The organism is Pantoea sp. AS142, from assembly GCF_037152305.1.
Taxonomy (GTDB): Bacteria; Pseudomonadota; Gammaproteobacteria; order Enterobacterales; family Enterobacteriaceae; genus Pantoea.
On sequence record NZ_JBBCMO010000001.1, the window covers coordinates 59,891 to 79,870 of the forward strand.

19 protein-coding genes and 1 pseudogene are annotated in these 19,980 nt (G+C 56.9%); 13 read left to right on the top strand and 7 right to left on the bottom strand.

Annotation, left to right across the window (positions count from 1 at the left end):
* Window positions 1-69: 69 nt before the first annotated feature.
* The 5 genes from lldP to yniD all read left to right on the top strand — a co-directional run bounded on the left by lldP (window position 70) and on the right by yniD (window position 4,399).
* A complete protein-coding gene (lldP, locus tag WFO64_RS00325) occupies window positions 70-1,725 on the top strand; it encodes an L-lactate permease (protein ID WP_337007962.1) in 1,656 nt (551 codons plus the stop codon).
* Complete coding sequence (gene lldR, locus WFO64_RS00330) at window positions 1,722-2,495, top strand: transcriptional regulator LldR (protein ID WP_337007964.1); 774 nt, start codon at window positions 1,722-1,724, stop codon at window positions 2,493-2,495. The genes lldP and lldR overlap by 4 nt, the downstream gene beginning before the upstream one ends.
* On the top strand, window positions 2,495-3,682 hold the full coding sequence (gene lldD / locus WFO64_RS00335; protein ID WP_337007966.1) for an FMN-dependent L-lactate dehydrogenase LldD: 1,188 nt from the start codon (window positions 2,495-2,497) through the stop codon (window positions 3,680-3,682). Before lldR ends, lldD begins: the two co-directional genes overlap by 1 nt.
* 58 nt (window positions 3,683-3,740) lie before the next feature.
* Window positions 3,741-4,169, top strand: coding sequence for an OsmC family protein (locus tag WFO64_RS00340; RefSeq protein WP_022625164.1), 429 nt, complete (start codon window positions 3,741-3,743; stop codon window positions 4,167-4,169).
* 158 nt (window positions 4,170-4,327) lie between these two features.
* Window positions 4,328-4,399: a small membrane protein YniD gene (gene yniD, locus WFO64_RS00345; RefSeq protein ID WP_442956122.1), complete on the top strand. Its 72-nt coding sequence runs from the start codon at window positions 4,328-4,330 to the stop codon at window positions 4,397-4,399.
* A gap of 115 nt (window positions 4,400-4,514) precedes the next feature.
* Here yniD and WFO64_RS00350 read toward each other — a convergent pair whose 3' ends face one another.
* The 3 genes from WFO64_RS00350 to WFO64_RS00360 form a co-directional block, all read right to left on the bottom strand.
* Window positions 4,515-4,745 carry a hypothetical protein gene (locus WFO64_RS00350; RefSeq protein WP_337007970.1) on the bottom strand — a complete coding sequence of 77 codons (231 nt, stop codon included), beginning with the start codon at window positions 4,743-4,745 and terminating at the stop codon, window positions 4,515-4,517.
* A gap of 99 nt (window positions 4,746-4,844) precedes the next feature.
* Window positions 4,845-5,015 (bottom strand): hypothetical protein, encoded by a 171-nt coding sequence (locus WFO64_RS00355; protein ID WP_003850083.1) that lies wholly within the window; start codon window positions 5,013-5,015, stop codon window positions 4,845-4,847.
* Window positions 5,016-5,176: 161 nt separating this feature from the next.
* Entirely contained in the window at window positions 5,177-5,827 is a 651-nt protein-coding gene (locus tag WFO64_RS00360; RefSeq protein ID WP_337007972.1) for a CPBP family intramembrane glutamic endopeptidase, read from the bottom strand.
* 213 nt (window positions 5,828-6,040) lie between these two features.
* On the opposite strand from WFO64_RS00360, the pseudogene WFO64_RS00365 reads away from it, so the two are divergent.
* A pseudogene (locus tag WFO64_RS00365) lies at window positions 6,041-8,644 on the top strand (bifunctional diguanylate cyclase/phosphodiesterase).
* Between the two features lie 275 nt (window positions 8,645-8,919).
* Entirely contained in the window at window positions 8,920-9,216 is a 297-nt protein-coding gene (locus WFO64_RS00370) for an I78 family peptidase inhibitor (RefSeq protein ID WP_337007974.1), read from the top strand.
* 492 nt (window positions 9,217-9,708) lie between these two features.
* Here the strand turns inward: WFO64_RS00370 and WFO64_RS00375 are convergent, their stop codons facing one another.
* Window positions 9,709-9,960 (bottom strand): biofilm development regulator YmgB/AriR family protein, encoded by a 252-nt coding sequence (locus WFO64_RS00375; RefSeq protein ID WP_337007976.1) that lies wholly within the window; start codon window positions 9,958-9,960, stop codon window positions 9,709-9,711.
* A 435-nt stretch (window positions 9,961-10,395) separates the two neighbouring features.
* Here WFO64_RS00375 and WFO64_RS00380 point away from each other — a divergent pair, with 435 nt between their 5' ends.
* The gene (locus tag WFO64_RS00380) at window positions 10,396-11,670 is read left to right on the top strand and encodes a multidrug efflux MFS transporter (protein ID WP_337007978.1); all 1,275 of its coding nucleotides are present in this window, start codon (window positions 10,396-10,398) and stop codon (window positions 11,668-11,670) included.
* Here the strand turns inward: WFO64_RS00380 and WFO64_RS00385 are convergent.
* Window positions 11,552-14,689: a beta-galactosidase gene (locus WFO64_RS00385; protein WP_337007980.1), complete on the bottom strand. Its 3,138-nt coding sequence runs from the start codon at window positions 14,687-14,689 to the stop codon at window positions 11,552-11,554. The genes WFO64_RS00380 and WFO64_RS00385 overlap by 119 nt on opposite strands.
* Before the next feature lie 253 nt (window positions 14,690-14,942).
* Between WFO64_RS00385 and WFO64_RS00390 the strand changes: the two genes are divergently transcribed.
* The 4 genes from WFO64_RS00390 to WFO64_RS00405 all read left to right on the top strand — a co-directional run bounded on the left by WFO64_RS00390 (window position 14,943) and on the right by WFO64_RS00405 (window position 17,597).
* The gene (locus tag WFO64_RS00390) at window positions 14,943-15,092 is read left to right on the top strand and encodes a hypothetical protein (protein ID WP_181016782.1); all 150 of its coding nucleotides are present in this window, start codon (window positions 14,943-14,945) and stop codon (window positions 15,090-15,092) included.
* 138 nt (window positions 15,093-15,230) lie between these two features.
* Window positions 15,231-15,332: a hypothetical protein gene (locus WFO64_RS00395; RefSeq protein WP_337007983.1), complete on the top strand. Its 102-nt coding sequence runs from the start codon at window positions 15,231-15,233 to the stop codon at window positions 15,330-15,332.
* A gap of 208 nt (window positions 15,333-15,540) precedes the next feature.
* Window positions 15,541-15,843, top strand: coding sequence for a PsiF family protein (locus WFO64_RS00400; protein ID WP_337007985.1), 303 nt, complete (start codon window positions 15,541-15,543; stop codon window positions 15,841-15,843).
* A 227-nt stretch (window positions 15,844-16,070) separates the two neighbouring features.
* Window positions 16,071-17,597 carry an FAD-dependent oxidoreductase gene (locus tag WFO64_RS00405; protein ID WP_337007987.1) on the top strand — a complete coding sequence of 509 codons (1,527 nt, stop codon included), beginning with the start codon at window positions 16,071-16,073 and terminating at the stop codon, window positions 17,595-17,597.
* Between the two features lie 54 nt (window positions 17,598-17,651).
* On the opposite strand, the gene proC is transcribed toward WFO64_RS00405, so the two are convergent.
* Window positions 17,652-18,464 carry a pyrroline-5-carboxylate reductase gene (gene proC, locus WFO64_RS00410; RefSeq protein ID WP_337007989.1) on the bottom strand — a complete coding sequence of 271 codons (813 nt, stop codon included), beginning with the start codon at window positions 18,462-18,464 and terminating at the stop codon, window positions 17,652-17,654.
* 168 nt (window positions 18,465-18,632) lie between these two features.
* On the opposite strand from proC, the gene WFO64_RS00415 reads away from it, so the two are divergent.
* Entirely contained in the window at window positions 18,633-19,082 is a 450-nt protein-coding gene (locus tag WFO64_RS00415; protein WP_337009454.1) for a YaiI/YqxD family protein, read from the top strand.
* 2 nt (window positions 19,083-19,084) lie between these two features.
* Here WFO64_RS00415 and WFO64_RS00420 read toward each other — a convergent pair whose 3' ends face one another.
* On the bottom strand, window positions 19,085-19,801 hold the full coding sequence (locus WFO64_RS00420) for a DUF2076 domain-containing protein (protein WP_337007991.1): 717 nt from the start codon (window positions 19,799-19,801) through the stop codon (window positions 19,085-19,087).
* Window positions 19,802-19,980: the final 179 nt, after the last annotated feature.

Sequence of the window (19,980 nt, forward strand, 5' to 3'; positions counted from 1 at the left end):
CTGCCGGGGCCGAGGGTATGCAGCACTGGGGCTGCGTTCCACGTCACCTCTTCCTCTGGAGATACTGGCATGCAGGTCTGGCAACAAAACTACGATCCGTTGGGTAATATCTGGCTTTCAAGCCTGGTCGCACTGATCCCGATTCTCTTTTTCTTCTTTGCGCTGATTAAGCTGAAGATGAAAGGCTACCTGGCAGCCACTACCACCGTGGTGCTGGCGCTGCTGGTAGCGCTGTTTCTCTATCAGATGCCGGCTGCGCAGGCGCTGGCCGCCGTGATATATGGCTTTCTTTATGGGCTGTGGCCGATTGCGTGGATTATTGTCGCCGCGGTGTTCGTCTACAAAATCTCCGTCAAAACTGGCCAGTTCGATATTATCCGCGCCTCTATCCTGTCGATTACCGCCGATCAACGTCTGCAGATGCTGATTGTCGGTTTCTCGTTCGGGGCCTTCCTTGAAGGTGCGGCGGGCTTTGGCGCGCCGGTGGCGATTACCGCCGCGCTGCTGGTGGGGCTGGGTTTTAATCCGCTCTATGCCGCCGGACTCTGCCTGATTGTCAATACCGCGCCGGTGGCCTTTGGCGCAATGGGTATCCCGATTATCGTGGCGGGGCAGGTCACCGGGCTGGACAGTTTTGCCATCGGCCAGATGGCCGGGCGTCAGCTGCCACTGCTGACTATGATTGTGCTGTTCTGGATTATGGCGATCATGGATGGCTGGCGCGGGGTGAAAGAGACCTGGCCCGCAGTCGTTGTGACTGGCGGATCCTTTGCCATTGCCCAGTTCCTCAGCTCCAATTTCCTTGGCCCGGAGCTACCGGACATTATCTCGTCACTCGCCTCGCTGATTTCGCTGACGCTGTTCCTGCGGGTCTGGAAACCGGTGCGCATCTTCCGCTTTACCGATGCGGAGGCAAAGCCGGACGATCCACTACAGCCGCCGCAAAACTATCGGCTGGGGCAGGTGATCCGCGCCTGGATGCCGTTCCTGTTTCTCACCGCCACCGTCACGCTCTGGAGCATCCCGCCGTTTAAAGCGCTGTTCGCTAAAGGCGGTGCGCTCTATGACTGGGTGCTGAGCATGCCGGTACCGATGCTGAATGAGCTGGTGGCACGGATGCCGCCGGTGGTCGGCAGTGCCACGCCGTATCTGGCCATCTTCAAACTGGATCTGGTTTCTGCCACCGGCACCGCCATTTTAATTGCGGCGATCATGGCGATAATTTTCCTGCGCATGAAGCCAACATCGGCGCTGCAGACCTTTGGTGAAACGCTGAAAGAGCTGGCGCTGCCCATTTACTCTATCGGGATGGTGCTGGCCTTTGCTTTTATCTCGAATTACTCCGGCCTGTCCGCAACGCTGGCCCTGGCGCTGGCACACACCGGCCACGCGTTTACCTTCTTCTCGCCGTTCCTGGGCTGGCTGGGTGTCTTCCTGACCGGATCAGATACCTCATCGAATGCGCTGTTTGCCGCCTTACAGGCCACCACCGCCCAGCAGATTGGTGTCTCTGATATTCTGCTGGTGGCGGCCAACACCACCGGCGGCGTGACCGGTAAGATGATCTCGCCGCAGTCGATCGCCATCGCCTGTGCGGCGGTCGGGCTGGTGGGGAAAGAGTCCGACCTGTTCCGGTTTACCGTTAAACACAGCCTGATTTTCACCTGTATGGTGGGTGTGATTACTACGCTTCAGGCCTATGTCTTCCCCTGGATGATCCCATGACCCACACCGCAGATCCGCTGGTGATGCGCCTTCGGGCGTATATCACCGAACGTCAGCTTGAACCGGGCATGCGTCTGCCCGCCGAACGGCAGCTCTCTGCGGAACTCGGCGTCTCCCGTTCCTCACTGCGTGAAGCGATACAGCGGCTGATCAGCAGTGGGATGCTGATCAGCCGACGCGGCGGCGGCACCTGGCTACGTCAGCAGTTGGCTCCCTGGTCGGAACAGCGCATTGTCGAGCCGATTCGCCAGTTGCTGCACGACGATCCTGACTACCGCTACGACATTCTGGAAGCGCGTCACGCCATTGAGGCCAGCACCGCCTGGCATGCAGCCCTGCGCGCCACCGACGCCGATAAAGAGAAGCTGCAGTACGCCTTCGATGCCACCCTGAAGCTGAAAGAGAGTGACGATCCCGATCTCGCCGCCCAGGCGGATGTGCGCTTCCATCTGGCGATTGCCGAGGCGTCGCACAACGTGGTGCTGTTGCAGACCATGCGTGGCTTTTTTGAGCTGCTGCAATCGTCGGTGATGCAGAGCCGGCAGCGCATGTATACCCAGCCCGCGATTTTCGCTCACCTGACTGAACAGCATCAGATACTGCTTAATGCGATTCTCGCTGGCGATGCCGACACTGCCCGTCACGCGGCGATGCAGCATCTGGGATTTGTGCATACCACTCTGAAAAGCCTGCATGAAGATGAAGCGCGTCAGGCGCGCATCACCCGCTTACCGGATAATGACACACGCAACCCAAAGGAATCTGACTGATGATTATCTCCGCTGCCAGTGACTATCGCGCTGCCGCGCAACGTATCCTGCCGCCGTTCCTGTTTCACTATCTTGATGGCGGTGCCTATGCCGAGCACACTTTGCGTCGCAACGTAGAGGATCTTTCTGACGTCGCGCTGCGCCAGCGCATTCTGAAGAACATGTCGGAACTGAGCCTTGAAACAAAATTATTCAATGAAACCCTGTCGATGCCGGTTGCGCTGGCACCGGTGGGTCTGTGCGGCATGTATGCCCGCCGCGGTGAAGTCCAGGCGGCGCGCGCAGCGGCGCTGAAAGGCATTCCGTTTACCCTGTCGACGGTCTCGGTCTGCCCGATTGAAGAGGTGGCCCCGCAGATAAACCGCCCGATGTGGTTTCAGCTCTATGTGCTGCGTGACCGTGGTTTCATGCGCAATGCGCTGGAGCGCGCCAAAGCTGCGGGTTGCTCAACGCTGGTGTTTACCGTGGATATGCCCACGCCAGGCGCACGCTATCGCGATGCGCACTCCGGCATGAGCGGCAATCACGCGGCGCTGCGTCGTTACTGGCAGGCGGTCACGCATCCACAGTGGGCGCTGGATGTGGGCCTGCAGGGGCGTCCACACGATCTGGGGAATATCTCCGCTTATCTGGGCAAGCCGACCGGGCTGGAGGATTATATCGGCTGGCTGGCGAACAACTTCGATCCCTCTATCAGCTGGCAAGATCTGGAGTGGATCCGCGAGTTCTGGGATGGGCCGATGGTGATCAAGGGGATTCTCGATCCGGAAGATGCGCGGGATGCGGTGCGTTTTGGCGCTGATGGCATCGTGGTCTCTAATCACGGCGGACGCCAGCTGGATGGCGTGCTCTCCTCGGCGCGTGCGCTACCGGCGATTGCCGATGCCGTAAAAGGTGACATCACCATTCTGGCCGATAGTGGCATTCGCAACGGGCTGGATGTGGTGCGGATGATTGCGCTGGGTGCAGACAGCGTGCTGCTGGGACGGGCATTTATCTATGCGCTGGCAACGCACGGTCAGCGCGGTGTGGAAAACCTGCTGAATCTGATTGAGAAAGAGATGCGCGTCGCCATGACGTTGACCGGCGCGAAGTCGATCAGTGAAATCACCCGCGATTCGCTGGTCCAGGCAGAGGCATTACTGGCACCGCAGAGTCTGTCGCCCCGGCCGCGCGCGGTGAGTTAAGCCTGCGAAAATGAATGTGTTGTCTATACTTAGCTTTTTTACCAACAGGAGGAATGACATGACCATTCATAAGAAAGGTTCGGCGCATTGGGAAGGCGATATTAAAGGCAAAGGCACCGTTAGCACCGAGAGCGGGGTACTGAGCCAGCAGCCTTATGGCTTTAACACCCGTTTTGAAGGCGGCAAAGGCACCAACCCGGAAGAGCTGATTGGTGCAGCGCATGCAGCCTGTTTCTCTATGGCTCTGTCGCTAATGCTGGGCAACGCGGGTCATCCGCCAGAAAGCATTGATACCACCGCTGACGTGTCGCTGGACAAAAAAGGCGACGGCTTTGCCATCACCAAAGTGGCGCTGACCAGCACCATCTCTCTGCCAGGCATTGATGAGTCGACCTTCGACGAGATCATTAATAAAGCCAAAGCGGGCTGCCCGGTTTCTCAGGTACTGAACGCGGAAATTACGCTGGATTACACGCTGAACAACTGATGCCGGCAACGGATCGCCTTTTAGCGGCCCGGACGTTATGCTATGCCCTACCGGTCCTGTGGCTGACCGGAACAGATGCGCCTTCTGGCGCATCTTCGCTTTCTGACAGAGGGGAAACCGAGGTGACAAGATACCGGGCGGCCAAAAAGTACTGGAAAATGGTACTGGTTCTGTTGTGCATCTGCGGCGCGCTGCTGCTGATACGCTGGTCTGCCATGATCTGGGCCTGAGCAGATGAAGGGGATGGGCCGCCACACGCTGGGAATATTATTGATGGTGATTATTGTGCTGGAAGCGATTCACTTTCTGCTCACCGCTTCCTGGTTGCCGTGGCGATAAACGCGCTCACACATAGGCATCTTCGCGCCGTTTAGCCCGCACATCACTGCGTGCAATGCGATAAGCCTTACGCGGATCGCCCACCACAAACTCAAAGGTTGGCGTGTAGTAAAAAGGCAACCAGCCGCCATAGCTGCTCTCCCACTCCCATCGGACGGGGCAGGGCCACAGAATGCCATCATACAAAAGATAGTAGACCCAGCGTCCACCAGGACGACGGGGGCGTGATGTTTTCATGGGATTCACAACGATAATGGTTAACAACAGCTTATATTTTGTACGCTAAAGCCCCAGCATGCAATGTTGTGGCCCTGCTTTATTGACGCTGGCCTCGAATTAGCGATGTACCTCACCACACAACAGGACCACATTCGGTCTGACTTTATGAATACGGTTCGCCATCGTTTCACAGTCGACTTTCGTCGGATAGATGCGCTCCGAGACCGGCAGCGCCTCGCAGGCATCGTAGCCGCACGCGCTCACTAACAATACAAATCCTATCAACATAGACCCTCTCCTTTACGCGGTCTGGTGGCCCGGACTCTGGTGCTTATTATTCCTTTTTAACATGCAGTATAGACAAACGTGCCTGGGCGGTATTGTCAGAGTGAGCTTTGGCGCGCCACTCGGCGGTTGGTCGGCGTGTCAGAAGAGGACGTATGCTGGAACTAGCTAGCGAAATACCAGGCGGGTAGCAGCGCAATCAGGTTATTCAGGGTGTGCAGGAAGATCGGCAGCGCCAGACTGTTACTCCGCAGCCGGGCATAGCAGAGCAGCAGCGAAAACAGCGTCAGGGCGATAAGGGTCTGCCAGTGCACATACTGCGTATGCATCACCGCAAACAGCAGTGAGGTCAGTAGCATACAGGCGAAGCGGCTGCGCGGCGCCCACAACAGAAAGCCCTGTAGCAGAAAACCGCGGAACAGCACCTCTTCAAATACCGGCGCCAGCAGCACGGCGGTGAGCAACAGGATCAGCAGCGAATTACGTCCCTGCTGGGCTTGCATCACCAGCCATCCTTCCGGTTGCATGAACTGCATCTGTGCTGCCATCAGAACAAACAGCGCGCCGGTAAACAGCAGGGTCTGCAGCGTGCAGAGTTCGCCCAACGGCAAATCGGTACGGCGCTGGCAGTAGAAGCGGTAAAGCGGGTAGATCACAGCAAATTCAAACAGGCAGAGCACCGGCACCAGCAGGCCGTCATTACGCAGCACGCTGTAATTAGGGAACAGCGTGATCAGCATGGTAATCAGGTAATAGACCACAAAGCTGCCGACGTAGAACAGCGTCAGGGTCACTCTGTCGGAATTGGTGTTCATAGGCGACTCTGCCAGCGAAGATTAGCGCATAGTAGCAATGCACCAGATCGCTGTCGAGTCAGCCTGTAACACAATAGTTAATCACGAAATTTTAGCCGCAGACTAAACACCAGGGCGTGCAAGCCGATAACTGAGGAAACGCATCTGGTCAGCACCGCGTGTTGTATTGCAGGCCCGTCATCTCAAACCCTGGTTGTGTAGTGAGCACTCTTAATGACTTCTAACCCTCCGGCACCCCCCTCGCCGCCATTCAGACATGTCGCTGAAGACCGCACTGTCCGCTTTACGCAGCGTAGCCTGCGCACGCTCTCGCTGCTGCTGTTTGGCGTGCTGGTGCTCTCGCTGCTGATGGTGCTGACGATTGCGCAGCGGCAAAACAGCCTATCGGTTGAGCATGACCGGCTGCTGTTGCAGCAGGCCTGGAAAAATCGTCAGGAGGCGATGGTCACGGATATCCGGGATTATGCGTTCTGGGGCGAAGCCTGGCGCAATCTGCATGTCAGGGTGAACAAAGTCTGGGCTTATGACCAAGAGAACTTTGGCCCGGGCCTCTACGATGAGTATCACTATGAGGGCGTGTTTGTGGTCGACGGCAAAGGCCACACCACCTAAAGCGTGATTAATGGGCAACGGATGGATATGCCGCTGGAAGCCTGGCTGGGTAAAGAGAGCCGGACGCTGATTGCGGCGGCACGTCAGCTCAACAATAAGGCGGTGACCCGTGATGTGCTCATCAATCATCTGCCCGCCATTGTGGTTGCCGCCCCCATCAGCAGCGGCAAAATTGCCACTGTGCCTCAAGTGACGGGATCTGCGTCAATCATGGTGTTTGTGAATCTGTTTACACCTGCCAAATTACAGGCGCTGGGGGCAACGCTCGATATACGCGAACTGCGTTTGCCTGCCAGTAAAGAGGATGCGCTGCGTGAGCCGAGGAGGGTGCAGCGGTTGCCAGCCGGTGACCCGATTGTGCTGCGCTGGACGTCAAAGATGCCAGGTATGGGCTTGATCGGGTTTCTGCTGCCACTGCTGACGCTGATGGCGGTCATCATCGGCATGATCACCCATCGTGTCAGTCGCCATGCCCTCTCTAATGCAATTATCTCTGACCGGCGCTTTGCCCTGCTGGCGATCAGTCAGCAGGAGCTTGCCAGCAGTGAAGCGCGTTTTCGCGATCTCGCCGAGGCGGCGTCAGACTGGATCTGGGAAACAGATGAAGAAGGCCGCCTGATCTACCTGTCAGCGCGCTTTCATACGGTCACCGGCCACGACATTACACACTGGCTGGGACGTCACATCGATCACCTGCTGACCCATCCCAGTCATTCGCTGGTCGCCTGGCTGCGGCGTCAGGAAGAGGAAGGGCAGCAGATGCCGCTGCGCTGTCAGTTTATGTCGGCGCACGGCAATCGCCGTATCGGACAACTGGTCGCGAAAACAATCTGGCATGACGCGCGATGCATCGGGTTTCGCGGCACGGTATCGGATATTACCGTGGGCATGGAAGCGGAGGCGCGCATTCAGTTTCTTTCGCGTCACGACGTCTTAACCGGACTGTCGAACCGCGTACAGTTGCTGGAGTTTCTGACGCTACACCTTGAGCTGCCTGATGGCGCTGCACCGCTGACGCTGATTACCCTTGATCTCGATCAGTTCAGGCCGATCAACGACACCTGGGGCCACGCAGCGGGCGATGAGGTGCTGAGTCAGATAGCGCAGCGTCTGAAGCGCAGTATCGGCCCCCAGGAGCTGGTGGCGCGGCTGAATGGTGATGAGTTTGTGCTGGTATTGCATGAAACGAACCGTGAGCGGGTCGATCAGCGTTGTGCTCAGCTGGTGCATGAGGTTCAGCAGCCGATTAACACCGGCCAGCATGTCCACTATCTCACCGTCAGCATGGGTATTGCCTGTGTACCGCAGGATGCCAGCCATCCGGAAGCGCTGCTGCGAATGGCTGATATCGCGCTAAATGAAGCGCGCGAAGCGGGACGTAATCAGTGGGTCTGGTATGCCAATGAGATGGCCAGCCAGTATGAGGATAAACGTGAAATGGCGCGGCGGATTGAGAAAGCGCTGAAGAGCAATGAATTTCGTCTGCACTATCAGCCCCGTTATCAACTGCTGACCGGCCAGCTGGCGGGTGCCGAGGCGCTGATTCGCTGGCAGATTGCGCCGGATCAGTGGATTACCCCCGACCACTTCATTCCGCTGGCGGAAGAGAGCGGTCTGATCGCCACCCTCAGCGACTGGGTGCTGATGCGCGCCTGTGAGGATGCGCTGGGGTGGGGTGGCGATCGCTATGTTTCCGTGAATATTTCGCCCATGGAATTCCGCACCAGCGACCTGGTGAAGCGCGTGGCGTATGCCCTTGAGAAAAGTGGCCTGCCGGCTGCACGGCTGGAGCTGGAGATTACGGAGAATGTCACCTTTGAACATCCGCAGCATGCACTGGAAGTGATGCAGGGCTTACGATCACTGGGGGTAAGGCTAACCGTTGACGATTTCGGAACCGGCTATGCCGCGCTGGGCTACCTGAAGACTTTTCCGTTTAATGGTCTGAAGATCGATCGCTCCTGGATGAAAGATTTTCCGGAGTCGCAGCAGGCGCAATCAGTCGTGGCGGGGATTATTGCGCTGGCACGCGCCTTTGCCCTGACGATCACGGCGGAGGGGATTGAGACAGAAGCGCAGCTGAACCAGCTAAAGCAGCTTTCATGCGAAGAAGGGCAAGGTTACTTCCTCGGTCGACCCATGCCGCTGGCTGCATTCAGAACGCTTCTGGAAAGAACGACGCAGAATCGGGCTGAGCCGGTTTAACGGACTTTCACCGCTACGGCGGTCATCAGCATCGCGCAGACAACAAAAATAATCAGTTCCATCATCACCTCCACAGGACTAAGAAGATTCTTAAGATAGTGTAGCGGCTCACTGTGCTTTTTTTAGGCAGTGAGTGCGATTAATCTTAAAAACCGGGCCTGTACGACATCCTGATTCGCGCTGACTGTAACAACTTTACCTTTTCTGGCTTCTGGTCAGCAGGCACGCTTTGCTACTCTTGGGACAGGTTTTACACGTCCAACAGGAGAACAAACGTGAAATTTTATGGAAAAGGGCTGCTGGTAGTCGGTCTGTTTGCATTAACCGCCTGTCAGTCTGCCAGTAAACCTGACACCGCCAGCGTGCCGCAGGATCCGGAAGCGGACCGCTGTGGAGCCTCTCAGTTTCAGCACTATGTTGGCAAACCGTTAACCGCGCTGCAGGGTCCACACTTCGAACAGCTGGTGCGTCCCATCCCCTATAATTCTGCCGTCACCATGGACTTCAACCTCAACCGGCTTAACTTCCTGGCCGACAAAAATGGCAATATCAGCTCAGTTTATTGTGGCTGACGACCAGTCTGTCATCGGCTTGTCATAACGGCAGGCGAGGATAGCCGCACGTTTAAGAAACGTCCTCGTCACACAATAGAGAGTGCTCGTCTTGTTTATTCCCGCCCCGGCGGGAATTTTTTTCGCGCCGTTGGGCAGAAACAGGAGCAGAGAAGAGGGAACGCATCATCGGGTCGCTCCTGCCTGCGTTGTTACTCAGTCGTACAGGGGTGCAGGTGTCCAGGCGTCCAGTGAAAGCCCTGGCAAAAGCGCCGTCAGGTGATGGTTGCAGGCATGCATTAGCGCCTGCCACCGGAGCAACGTCAAGGTGCCGGGCGAGCCGATCGACTATGGCGATATCACAGGTTACAGCGTACGAGTGCTGGAGGGACGCTCTCCTCAGCAGTATATGAAAAATACGTATGGGCGGGACTCTGCCTGTTTTAGCGCAGCAGCGGACGGATCAGCATCAGTGAAATGGATCAATGGCGCTGGGTGAAGTAGGCGGCGGATTTACACCGCCGGTTGCGTGTCGATCAACTGTGCCAGCAGGGTGCGATAGCGCTGTAACTGCGTCTCATCACCTTCGACTTTCAGCTTATCGATAACCCGCGCAATAATGGCTTTATTGGTGGCGGGTTCTCCCGCTTCCATTATTTCACGCAGAATCACCGCCAGCAGATCGGACTCTGGGGGTAGCCGCCAGTTCGGGCTATTAAAATAGTCGTTGATAGCACGGCTGGCGCTGTCAGGTTGTACTCTCATTCCCCACCTCCGTTTAAACGCCTACCTCGTCCCTTACCGCTGAGTTTAAGGGCGTAGATTGATAAATATGCTGTTCGCCTCAGCGTAGCCGGACGGTCTTCACCGTGTTGTGCGGAGGACGTCGCGCCGATCAGAAAGATCGCCACAGCGCCGCGGCGGGCGGTTTTTTTAAACATAGAAGCGGCGTGAAGTGTTGTCAGTAACAGAATGACATATTTTTCCATATTGATGAGGCCGGGTTCAGGAAGATGGCCTCCGGGCAGGCCGCTGCCCGCGAGGTTTGCGCTATAAACCTTTAGGTCGGGAAAATTAGCGCCGGTGATCAAGCAGAATCAAAGAGGAATTCGGTATTTTGCCGTTTGTGCCATGTTTTGTCGGTCACGCAGGGAATGCCCGCGTTAGACTGAATATTCCTTCCCTCTGAATCATCTGCTCATGCCACGCATTATTGAACCCTGGAAGATAAACCTGATCTCGGTCTGGTTTGGCTGTTTTTTTACCGGACTGGCAATCAGCCAGATTATCCCGTTTCTGCCGCTCTACCTTGAGCAACTGGGCGTGACCGGTGGCGAATCACTGAGCCTCTGGTCGGGTCTCACCTTCAGTATCACCTTTGTGGTCTCAGCGGCGGTCGCGCCGCTATGGGGCAGTCTGGCCGATCGTAAAGGCCGTAAACTGATGCTGCTGCGCGCCGCGTTTGGCATGGGAGTGGTTATCCTGCTCCAGGCTTTTGTCACTGAGGCCTGGCAGTTGCTGCTGCTGCGTGCCCTGATGGGGCTGACCTCCGGATATATCCCCAATGCCATGGCGCTGGTGGCCGCCCAGGTCCCGCGTGAACGCAGCGGCTGGGCGCTGAGCTGTGTCTCAACCGGTCAGATTGGCGGGGTGATTCTGGGACCGATGCTGGGCGGGCTGCTGGCAGACTGGGTCGGTTTGCGCACGGTATTTATTGTAACCGCGGCTCTGCTGATGGTCAGCTTTCTGGTGACGCTGTTTTTGATTAAAGAGACGGGTTACACCCCGGTCAGTAAAAAGGAGAAGCTCAGCGGACGCGAGGTTTTCCGCTCGCTGGATAACCCAAAGCTGATGCTCTGCCTCTTTTTCACTACCATGGTGATTCAGATGTGCAACGGATCGGTGAATCCAATCCTGACGCTGTTTGTGCGGGAGCTGGCGCCCACCGCAGAGAACATCGCTTTTCTTAGCGGAGTCATCGCCGCGCTGCCTGGCGTCTCAGCACTACTGGCCGCGCCCCGGCTGGGACGACTCGGCGATCGCATCGGCACGCAGCGTATCCTGCTGGCAACGATGGTCATCTCGCTGCTGCTGTTCATCGCCATGTCCTTTGTCACCAGCACAACGCAACTGGGTGTATTGCGTTTTCTGCTGGGCTTCGCCGATGGCGCGATGATGCCCGCGGTACAGACCCTGCTGGTGCGTCACTCGCGCGACAACATTACCGGCCGGATCTTCGGTTATAACCAGTCATTTATGTATCTTGGCAATGTCGCTGGCCCGCTTCTGGGGGCTGCGGTTTCGGCGGTAGCGGGTTTCCGCTGGGTCTTTTTCGCCACCGCCGTGGTGGTGCTGATTAATGTGGTGTTTCTGAAGCGCTTTTACCGGCGACCGAAGACTGCGCTGCCTGCATCGGCTGGCAAATCGTCAGTTCAGCCTGCCAGCGCTGCTGAGTCAGCAGAAACTCAGGACTGACGCTGGGGCTCCAGGAGTCATCGCCGCCAACGCCCATGTGGAAGGCATCCAGATGCAGCCAGCAGCCCGCTTCCGGACGCAGGTGATGGCGGTGTGACGTCTCCCGCAGCTGCTCCAGACTGAAACGGCTCAGTGAGAAGGCAAAATCGCCGCTGACCTGCCAGCTGCCGCTGTCGAGCTGACGGGTGCCGCCTCGCAGACCGTTTTCACTGGGAAAAACGTAGGGCGTTGAAAGCTGATCCAGCGGCAGTTGCCAGCGGGAAAACTGCGCGGCCAGCTGGCGGTCGGGATAGTTTTCATGCGGACCCAGGCCGAGCCAGCTTACCCGCTGCGGGATCTGCGCCAGTGCGCAGCGCAACCCGATACGCGCGGGCGGCGGCAATCCGCGCGACTGCTCAGCAGAAAGCTGCAACTGCAGCTCACCCTGCGCGTTGATCAGATAACGTTTACGGCTGATAAAGGCGATCTCTCCGTTGGCGAGCCAGCAGTGCAGCGTCTCAATCTGCACCGCCTGCGACAACGCATTCGCCGCAATTGACACCAGATTGCTGCTCATCTGGTCATACCCTGCCGCTTTCCAGCGCTCGACCCAGGCATTTGGATCAACCCGTTCCGCTTCGCTGGTGCCGATATCATTGTCCAGCGGCGCGCGAATAAAGCAGTCCTGGAGTGGGGAGAGCAGCGTCGGCTGTTCATCAACAAACCACTGCGTCAGTTCGCCACAGTGGCGTGAAAAATGCCAGCGTTGCTGCTGATGGGTAACAATAATCTCACTGGCATCATCGTGCAGTCGCGGTGCTTCACCCGTCTGTGGCGCGGGAGGGAGCGCCAGTACCGAGGGCAGCGCCCACTGGTGCCAGGCGACACGCCAGTCAGCGGCGCTCCAGCGGGTCGGGTGAATCTGATGAACCGCGACGTTAAGCCAGCATTCGCCTTGTAACACGGGCGGTGACGGCAGCGTGATCCGCTGCTGGCCCTGTGCAGCGATATCCAGCCGCACCTCACCTTCTGTCACCACATGACCCGCCCGTTCGATGCGCCAGCGCAGCACTTCATTGTCACTGTGGCGGAACAGATAGTCGCTGCTGACCGTAAAGCTCAGTGGATCGCCGGGATCAACCGTAAACTGATAGAACTGCTGGGCGCGCTGCGCCTCATAAAGCGCCGGGTGCGGGGTGCGATCGGCAAACACCAGCCCGTTCATACAGAACTGGCGGTCGTTGGGTTTATCGCCAAAATCGCCGCCGTAAGCCTGCCAGGGGTGGCCCTGATCGTCATAGCGGGTCAGGCTCTGATCAACCCAGTCCCAGACAAAGCCGCCCTGCAGGCGCGGAAACTGGCGGAAAGCCTGCCAGTACTTCGCAAAACCACCGAAGCTGTTGCCCATGGCATGCGCGTACTCACACAGGATCAGCGGACGCGTCTCACCCGGCAGACCGACCCACTTTTTCAGTGACCATTTCGGCACCGCCGGAAACGGCTGATCTTCATCAACCCTGGCATACATCGGACAGATGATATCGGTTGCGGCGGTATCCGCACCGCCGCCTTCGTACTGAACCGGGCGGGTTGGATCGCTGCTTTTCACCCAGCGGTAGAGTGCGTCATGCGTAGCGCCATGTCCCGACTCATTGCCCAGCGACCAGATAATAATGCTGCAGTGATTACGATCGCGCTGCACCATGCGGGTCACGCGTTCGCTGTAGGCGGCAAACCAGCGGGGATCGTCTGAGAGCCGGTTCATCGGCTGCATGCCATGCGTTTCGATATTGGCCTCATCCACCACATAAAGCCCATACTGGTCGCACAGTCGATACCAGAGTGGATGATTAGGGTAGTGCGAACAGCGTACCGCGTTAAAATTGTGCTGCTTCATCAGCTCGATGTCGCGGCGCATCGTCGCCTCATCCATCACCTGACCCCGCTCAGGATGATGTTCATGACGATTAGTGCCGCGGATCAGCAGCGGTTTGCCGTTCAGACAGAGCAGGCCGTTGTCGATGGTGACCTGGCGGAAGCCCACATCATAGGCTTCCACCTCGATCAGCTGCAGGTTCTCATCCAGCAGCGCCAGCGTGGCACGATAGAGGGAGGGCGTTTCGGCGCTCCACAGCGCGGGCTGTTTCACCGGAAGGCTGAGCAGGGCACGTTCGGGATAGTGACCCCGTTCGTCAATAATGGCGCTGCCCAGCGGCTGCTGACACTGAGCAATCTGTTCTTCTCCCTGCCATAGCGTCAGGCGCAGCTGATAACGCGATGTGACAGCTGACGGCAGAGCGACGCGAACCTGGGCGCGCAGTTCGGCACGATAACACTCCGGACTAAGCCGGGTCTCAAGTTGAACGTCTGCCAGATGCACCTGCGGTTTATGCAACAACGTGACATCGCGGAAAATGCCGCTCATCCGCCACATATCCTGATCTTCCAGATAACTGCCGTCGCTCCAGCGCAGCACCATGACTGCCAGCCGATTTTTGCCCGGCCGCAGATAAGGACTCAGGTCGAATTCAGCAGGCAGACGGCTGTCCTGGGAGTAGCCAACCCAGTGTCCATTGCACCACACGTGAAAGGCCGAGTTGACGCCGTCAAAAATGAGGCGTGTCTGCCCGCACGTCAGCCATGCTGCATCAGGGCTGAATGTGAGCGAGTAACATCCGGTCGGATTTTCTGTGGGTACGTGCGGAGGGTTCACCGGAATCGGATACTGTACGTTGGTATAAATGGGGGCATCAAAGCCGTGCATCTGCCAGTTGGCCGGTACCGGAAGCGTGCTGGCATCCGGCAGATCCTGAAGTAACCAGCTTACCGGTACCGCTTCAGGCTGCATAAAGTAACTGAAACCCCACTCTCCGTTGAGACTTTTCAGTGACGCTGAAGGGCTATCATCACGCGCTGCCGCTTCATCGCGCCAGCTGGCGAAAGGCGGGTGTGCATCCAGCCGATTCAGCGAGGTTACGACCGGATTTTCCCAGTCGCGCCGTGAGAGAATGTTAGTGAAAGCAGCCTGAGCGAGAATCATGTTGATATCCTGAAAATGTGATGCGCTCACATTGCGCAAAATTAGTCAGACTGTAAAGCGTTACTCCTCCCGATTTGCACAAATAATGTGTCCCGCAAGCCGGCAGGGATGTTGAGAATGTGTTGGTTTACTGGTTGTAAAGCGTTAAGCCTGGTCAGCAAAGATGAATAGCTGCCGGATGCGGAAGAATCTCACTTGTCGCCATGCAGGTGGCTACATACACTCAGCCCGATTTCTTCACCCTGAGGTAGATATGGTACGAATCGTTAAGCTGGCTGCCGTTGTGGCATTGGTTACTGCATTAAGCGGATGTATTTTCCCACCTCCTGGCGGCGGCGGCGGTGGTGGTGGCTGGGGCGGACATGGCGGCGGGCCGGGCCGCGGATTTGTCGATCCGCGTTAAGCCTCACCACCTCTTCGGACAGGCGGAACGTTTAACAGCGGCACTCTTTACCCGTAAAACGTTTCGCCTGCTGGGTTAGCCGGAAATCGCTGAAAACAGGGCGAGAATGTCAGCTCACTCGCTGAAAAAGAGGGGGCAGTGAAAGAGCAAATGGCGCAGATCGAGGCGCTGGAGATAGTCGTCACCGCATGGGTTTGTAAACTGCAATCGCAACAACCTGGCGATGACCTGCAATATTGAAACCGCAATGGACAATGTGGCCGATAACGATGACACGCTGCGCACCTGCTGCACAATGACATCGTAAAAGCGATTCCGTCATCCACGCCAGTGACGACGCCAGTGCCAATAGGTAATGGGATCATCACATCACTTTGACCTGAAAATTTTCCGCTTTGCTTATTCGCTGCCAGAATAATAAAGGACAATCCACTGTGGAGATAACAAGATGAAAGTCGGTTTAATGGCGATGATGATGGCGGGCCTGCTGGTCAGCGGGCTGGCAGGTGCGGCGGAGAAGACTCCGCAGCAGGAGAAGATGAGGATGTGCAACCAGCATGCTAAATCGCAGGATCTTAAAGGCGATGCGCGCAAAACCTTTATGAGTGAATGCCTGAAAAAGGACAGCAAGTTGTCGCATATGTCACCGCAGCAGATGAAAATGAAAAACTGTAACGGCGAAGCTGGCGATAAAAAGCTGGCGGGCGATGCGCGTAAAAACTTTATGAGCCAGTGCCTGAAAAAAAGCTGATTACTTCCCCGGCCACCCAGGTGGCCGTTTCTCCTTTCCGCTCACTGCTGATTGAATTCCCACCTACTGCTGATTAAATTTCCTGCCATAACAGCAGGTTAACTTTCTGATAAACATTCATCGTCAGGCTTCCCGGTTCCTTTGCCACACTTACTGTTTGTGGGGATTTGCGCAGCGCTTTGTTTTACCGCGCATTACCAGACCCGAACAGCGAAAGGAGCCATGCCGTGAACTATCAATTTACCGTCAACCTGAAAGATCTGCCTCAGCGACAGCCGGTTAAAAAAACGCTTGGCGAGGTCGATCTTTTATTGATTCGCGATGGGGACAACGTACGTGCTTATCAGGCGAAATGCCCGCACGCGGGCGCGCCGCTGGAGCAGGGCGCGATCTGCGGCGACCGGCTAATCTGTCCATGGCACAAAGCAGCGTTTAATCTGGCCGATGGCAAAATGTGTGAACCACTGGCGTTAGCCGATCTCAAACAGTATCCGCTGCGCATTGAAGAGGGACAGGTGCGGGTGAATCCGAAAGCGATGTCGCCAGCTGCGCCGATTGGCAGCGGGGGAGCCGCGCCGGTTTATGTGGTGCTCGGCGGTGGAGCCGCAGGGAGCGCGGCATTGTGGCGTCTGCGTCATGACGGTTTTAAAGGTCGCCTGATTCTGGTGGAGCGGGAAGCGGACGCCCCTTACGACCGCACCGCGCTGACCAAATTTGTACCGTCGGGCAAAATGGCTATCAGCGAGGTGCCGCAGCTGCTGAAAGCAGACGTGATGGATCACGTTGAGCGTGTTCAGGCCACGGTGAGCCGACTCGACGCTCAGCAGCAGCAACTGATCTTCGAGGATGGCGGGACGCTCGCCTTCGACAAACTGCTGATCGCCAGCGGCGCAACGCCCATCCGTCCCGATTTACCGGGCAGCGATCTTGATGGGGTTTATCTGCTGCGCAGCAAAGAGCAGACAGATAAGTTGCTACAGGCGGTAGATGCCAGCCATAAAATCGTGATTATTGGCAACAGTTTTATCGGCACTGAACTGGCGTCTGCACTGCGCAACCGTGACATTGACGTTACGGTCATTGCCCGTCAGGCGTTGCCCTTTGCTAAACAGTTTGGCGATCAAATTGGCCGCTATTTCCATCAGTTGCATCAGCAAAACGGTGTGAAGTGGGTGCAGGGCGAGATCGAAGCGTTACAGGGCGACCAGCAGGTGAGTGGCGTGCAGCTCAGGGGCGGACGGCAGTTGGCCGCAACAGTCGTGCTGTTTGCCACGGGCGTTGAACCGGCAACCGATTTTATCCACGATCTGCCGCTGGCAGAGGATGGCAGCCTGCAGGCGGATGCGCAGTTGCGGGTCGCTGACAATATCTGGGTGGCGGGTGATATTGCTACCTATCCATCGGCACAAGGGCCGCTGCGCATTGAGCACTATCGCGTCGCCCATCAGCAGGGGCAGACCGCCGCATGGAATATGCTGGATCAGACTGTCGCCTTTGATCGTGTGCCGTTCTTCTGGACAACCCAATATGGCACCCGTTATGAGTATGTTGGCCACGCGGCAGACTGGGATAACGTCCAGCTGATCGGCTCGCTGGAGGATAAAAAGTTTATGGCGTTTTATGGTCAGCAGGGGCAACTGGCGGCGATCTGCTCATGCGGCATGTATACGCTGACCGCTGAGCTGGTGGAGCGGATGCAACAACCGCTGACGCTTGCGGACGCGGTGGCGCTTTGCCAGGCCCAGATCCGTTAAGCTGTGCGCAAGGCGGTTCTGCACGTCAGACTGCCTTGCGCAACGCCAGATCAGTTAGCTGCGACTCAGTTTCTCTGATTTCGCCATGCATTGCTGCATCGCTTCAATCACCGCTGAGCGCATCCCTTTTTCTTCCAGCACTCTCACTGCTTCTATGGTCGTGCCACCTGGGGAGCAGACCATATCTTTGAGTTCAGCCGGATGTTTACCGGTGGTTAGCACCATCTGCGCTGCCCCTTTCACTGCCTGCGCCGCAAACTGATAGGCCTGAGCGCGCGGCATTCCGCCTGAAACGGCGGCATCTGCCATCGCTTCGATAAACATAAACACGTAGGCTGGCGCAGAACCGCTGACGCCGACCACCGAGTGAATCAGATATTCATCCACCACGGCCGCTTTGCCGAAGCTCTCGAATATCGCCACGACGTCGTCGATTTCAGCCTGCTCAACCAGCACATTGGGGGTGACCGAGGTCATGCCTTCGCTCACCAGCGAGGGGGTATTCGGCATCGCCCGGACAATTTTACGATCGTAACCCAGCACCGATGAGAGCGAATCCAGCGTTACGCCAGCCGCAATCGACACCACCAGCGCCTCTTTTTTCAGGCTGCCCGCCAGCTCTTTTAATACTTTCAGGATAACATTGGGTTTTACCGCGCCGAACAGAATGTCCACTTCGCGCGCCAGCGACTCAGCGCTCTCCGCTGCGTTGATGCCATACTGCTTAGCCATCGCCTGGTTGGTCTCTGCTTTGCGATCGTAAACGAAAATATCAGACGGAGCGATTTTGCCGCTGTTAACCAGCCCGCCGATAATGGCTTTCGCCATATTTCCCCCGCCGATAAACCCGATTTTCTTTGCCAGCATCGCCATCTCCTTAAGACGTTATTCGTTTTTCTCAGTGGGCTAGCTTACTTCAGTCAGCCTGAATAACAAGTCAGCCGCGTGTGGGCCGGAAAGCGCGCCGCAAATAAAATTTGCCATTTAAGGGGAACCCGGCAAGATCTCAGGCTTCTCTGACTGTAAGGAATCATGATGTTTATCTGGGTTGATGCTGATGCCTGTCCGAATGTGATCAAAGAGGTGCTCTACCGTGCGGCCGTTCGCACCACGACCACGGTCACTTTTGTGGCGAACCAGTTTCTGCGTGTGCCGCCATCGCCTTATCTGCGCACCCTGCAGGTGCCTGCCGGGTTTGATGTAGCGGACAATGAGATTGTCAGACGTGTTCAGCCTGGCGATCTGGTGATCACTGCAGATATTCCGCTGGCAGCCGAGGTGATTGAAAAGGGGGCGGCGGCGTTGAATCCACGTGGCGAGCGTTACTCACCGGCGACGATACGTGAGCGTCTGACGATGCGGGATTTTATGGATACCCTGCGGTCAAGCGGCGTGCAGACTGGCGGCCCCGCAGCGATGAGTCCGCGTGACCGCCAGCAGTTTGCGAATGAGCTGGATAGCTGGCTCACCCAGCAGAAACGCTGAATTTAAACGAAGCTGTCGTCGTCGTCGAAATCATTGCCGCCAAAATCGTTAAGATCGCCGTTGTCGGCATAATTACTATCCCAGCCCGTATTCTGATCAAGGAAAGCGCTGTCGCTACCGCCGTTAAGGGTATCAGCATTGTCATCGCCACCATTGAAGGTGTTGAGATTATCATTCACCTCCGGCAGCGGGGGCTCATTGATAATGTTCACAATCTCTTCCGGCTGTGAATGATGAAACATGCTGGTCAACATATCGGCCATCACCACCCCGCCCGCTACGCCCACCGCCGTTTGCAATGCGCCGCCAAGGAAACCGGTGCCGCGTGGCGCTTGTGCAGGGGCATATTGCTGCTGGGCCGGTTGCTGTGGCGCACTGTTCCACGGTGACTGTTGTTGTGACTGTTGCTGCTGAACGGGCTGCTGCTGACGCGAACCGCTGCCAAACAGCCCCGACAGAAAGCCGCCGCTGCTCTGGGCGGGTTGCTGCTGTTGCTGTGCCCGCTGGCTTTCCAGCGCCGACACGCGCTCATTAAGTTTTTTCAGCGCCGCTTCCTGAATCAGGATCGCCTGCGCCATGTAGTAAGGCGCGCCTGGCTGCGCCTGAAGATGTTGGTTAATCAGTTGTTCGGCAGCGGCATCGCGTGCCACGGTCTGGCTTTCAGCCTGTTTCAGACGGCTGAACAGCCCTTCAATCAGTTGTTGTTCTTCGCGTTGCATAATGACTCTCCTGTGGCGATTGTTACCAGTATATGTGGGCGTCAGCGTGAAAAGTAAAATCGGGGCGGTAAGAAAATATTGCCAGCGCATTTTAGCCGCTATTTTGCATGTTTTTTATCGCGCTGTTGTAACTCTGATGCACAAAACGTGCATGCGTTTCTCCTTGAAAACATGAAGAT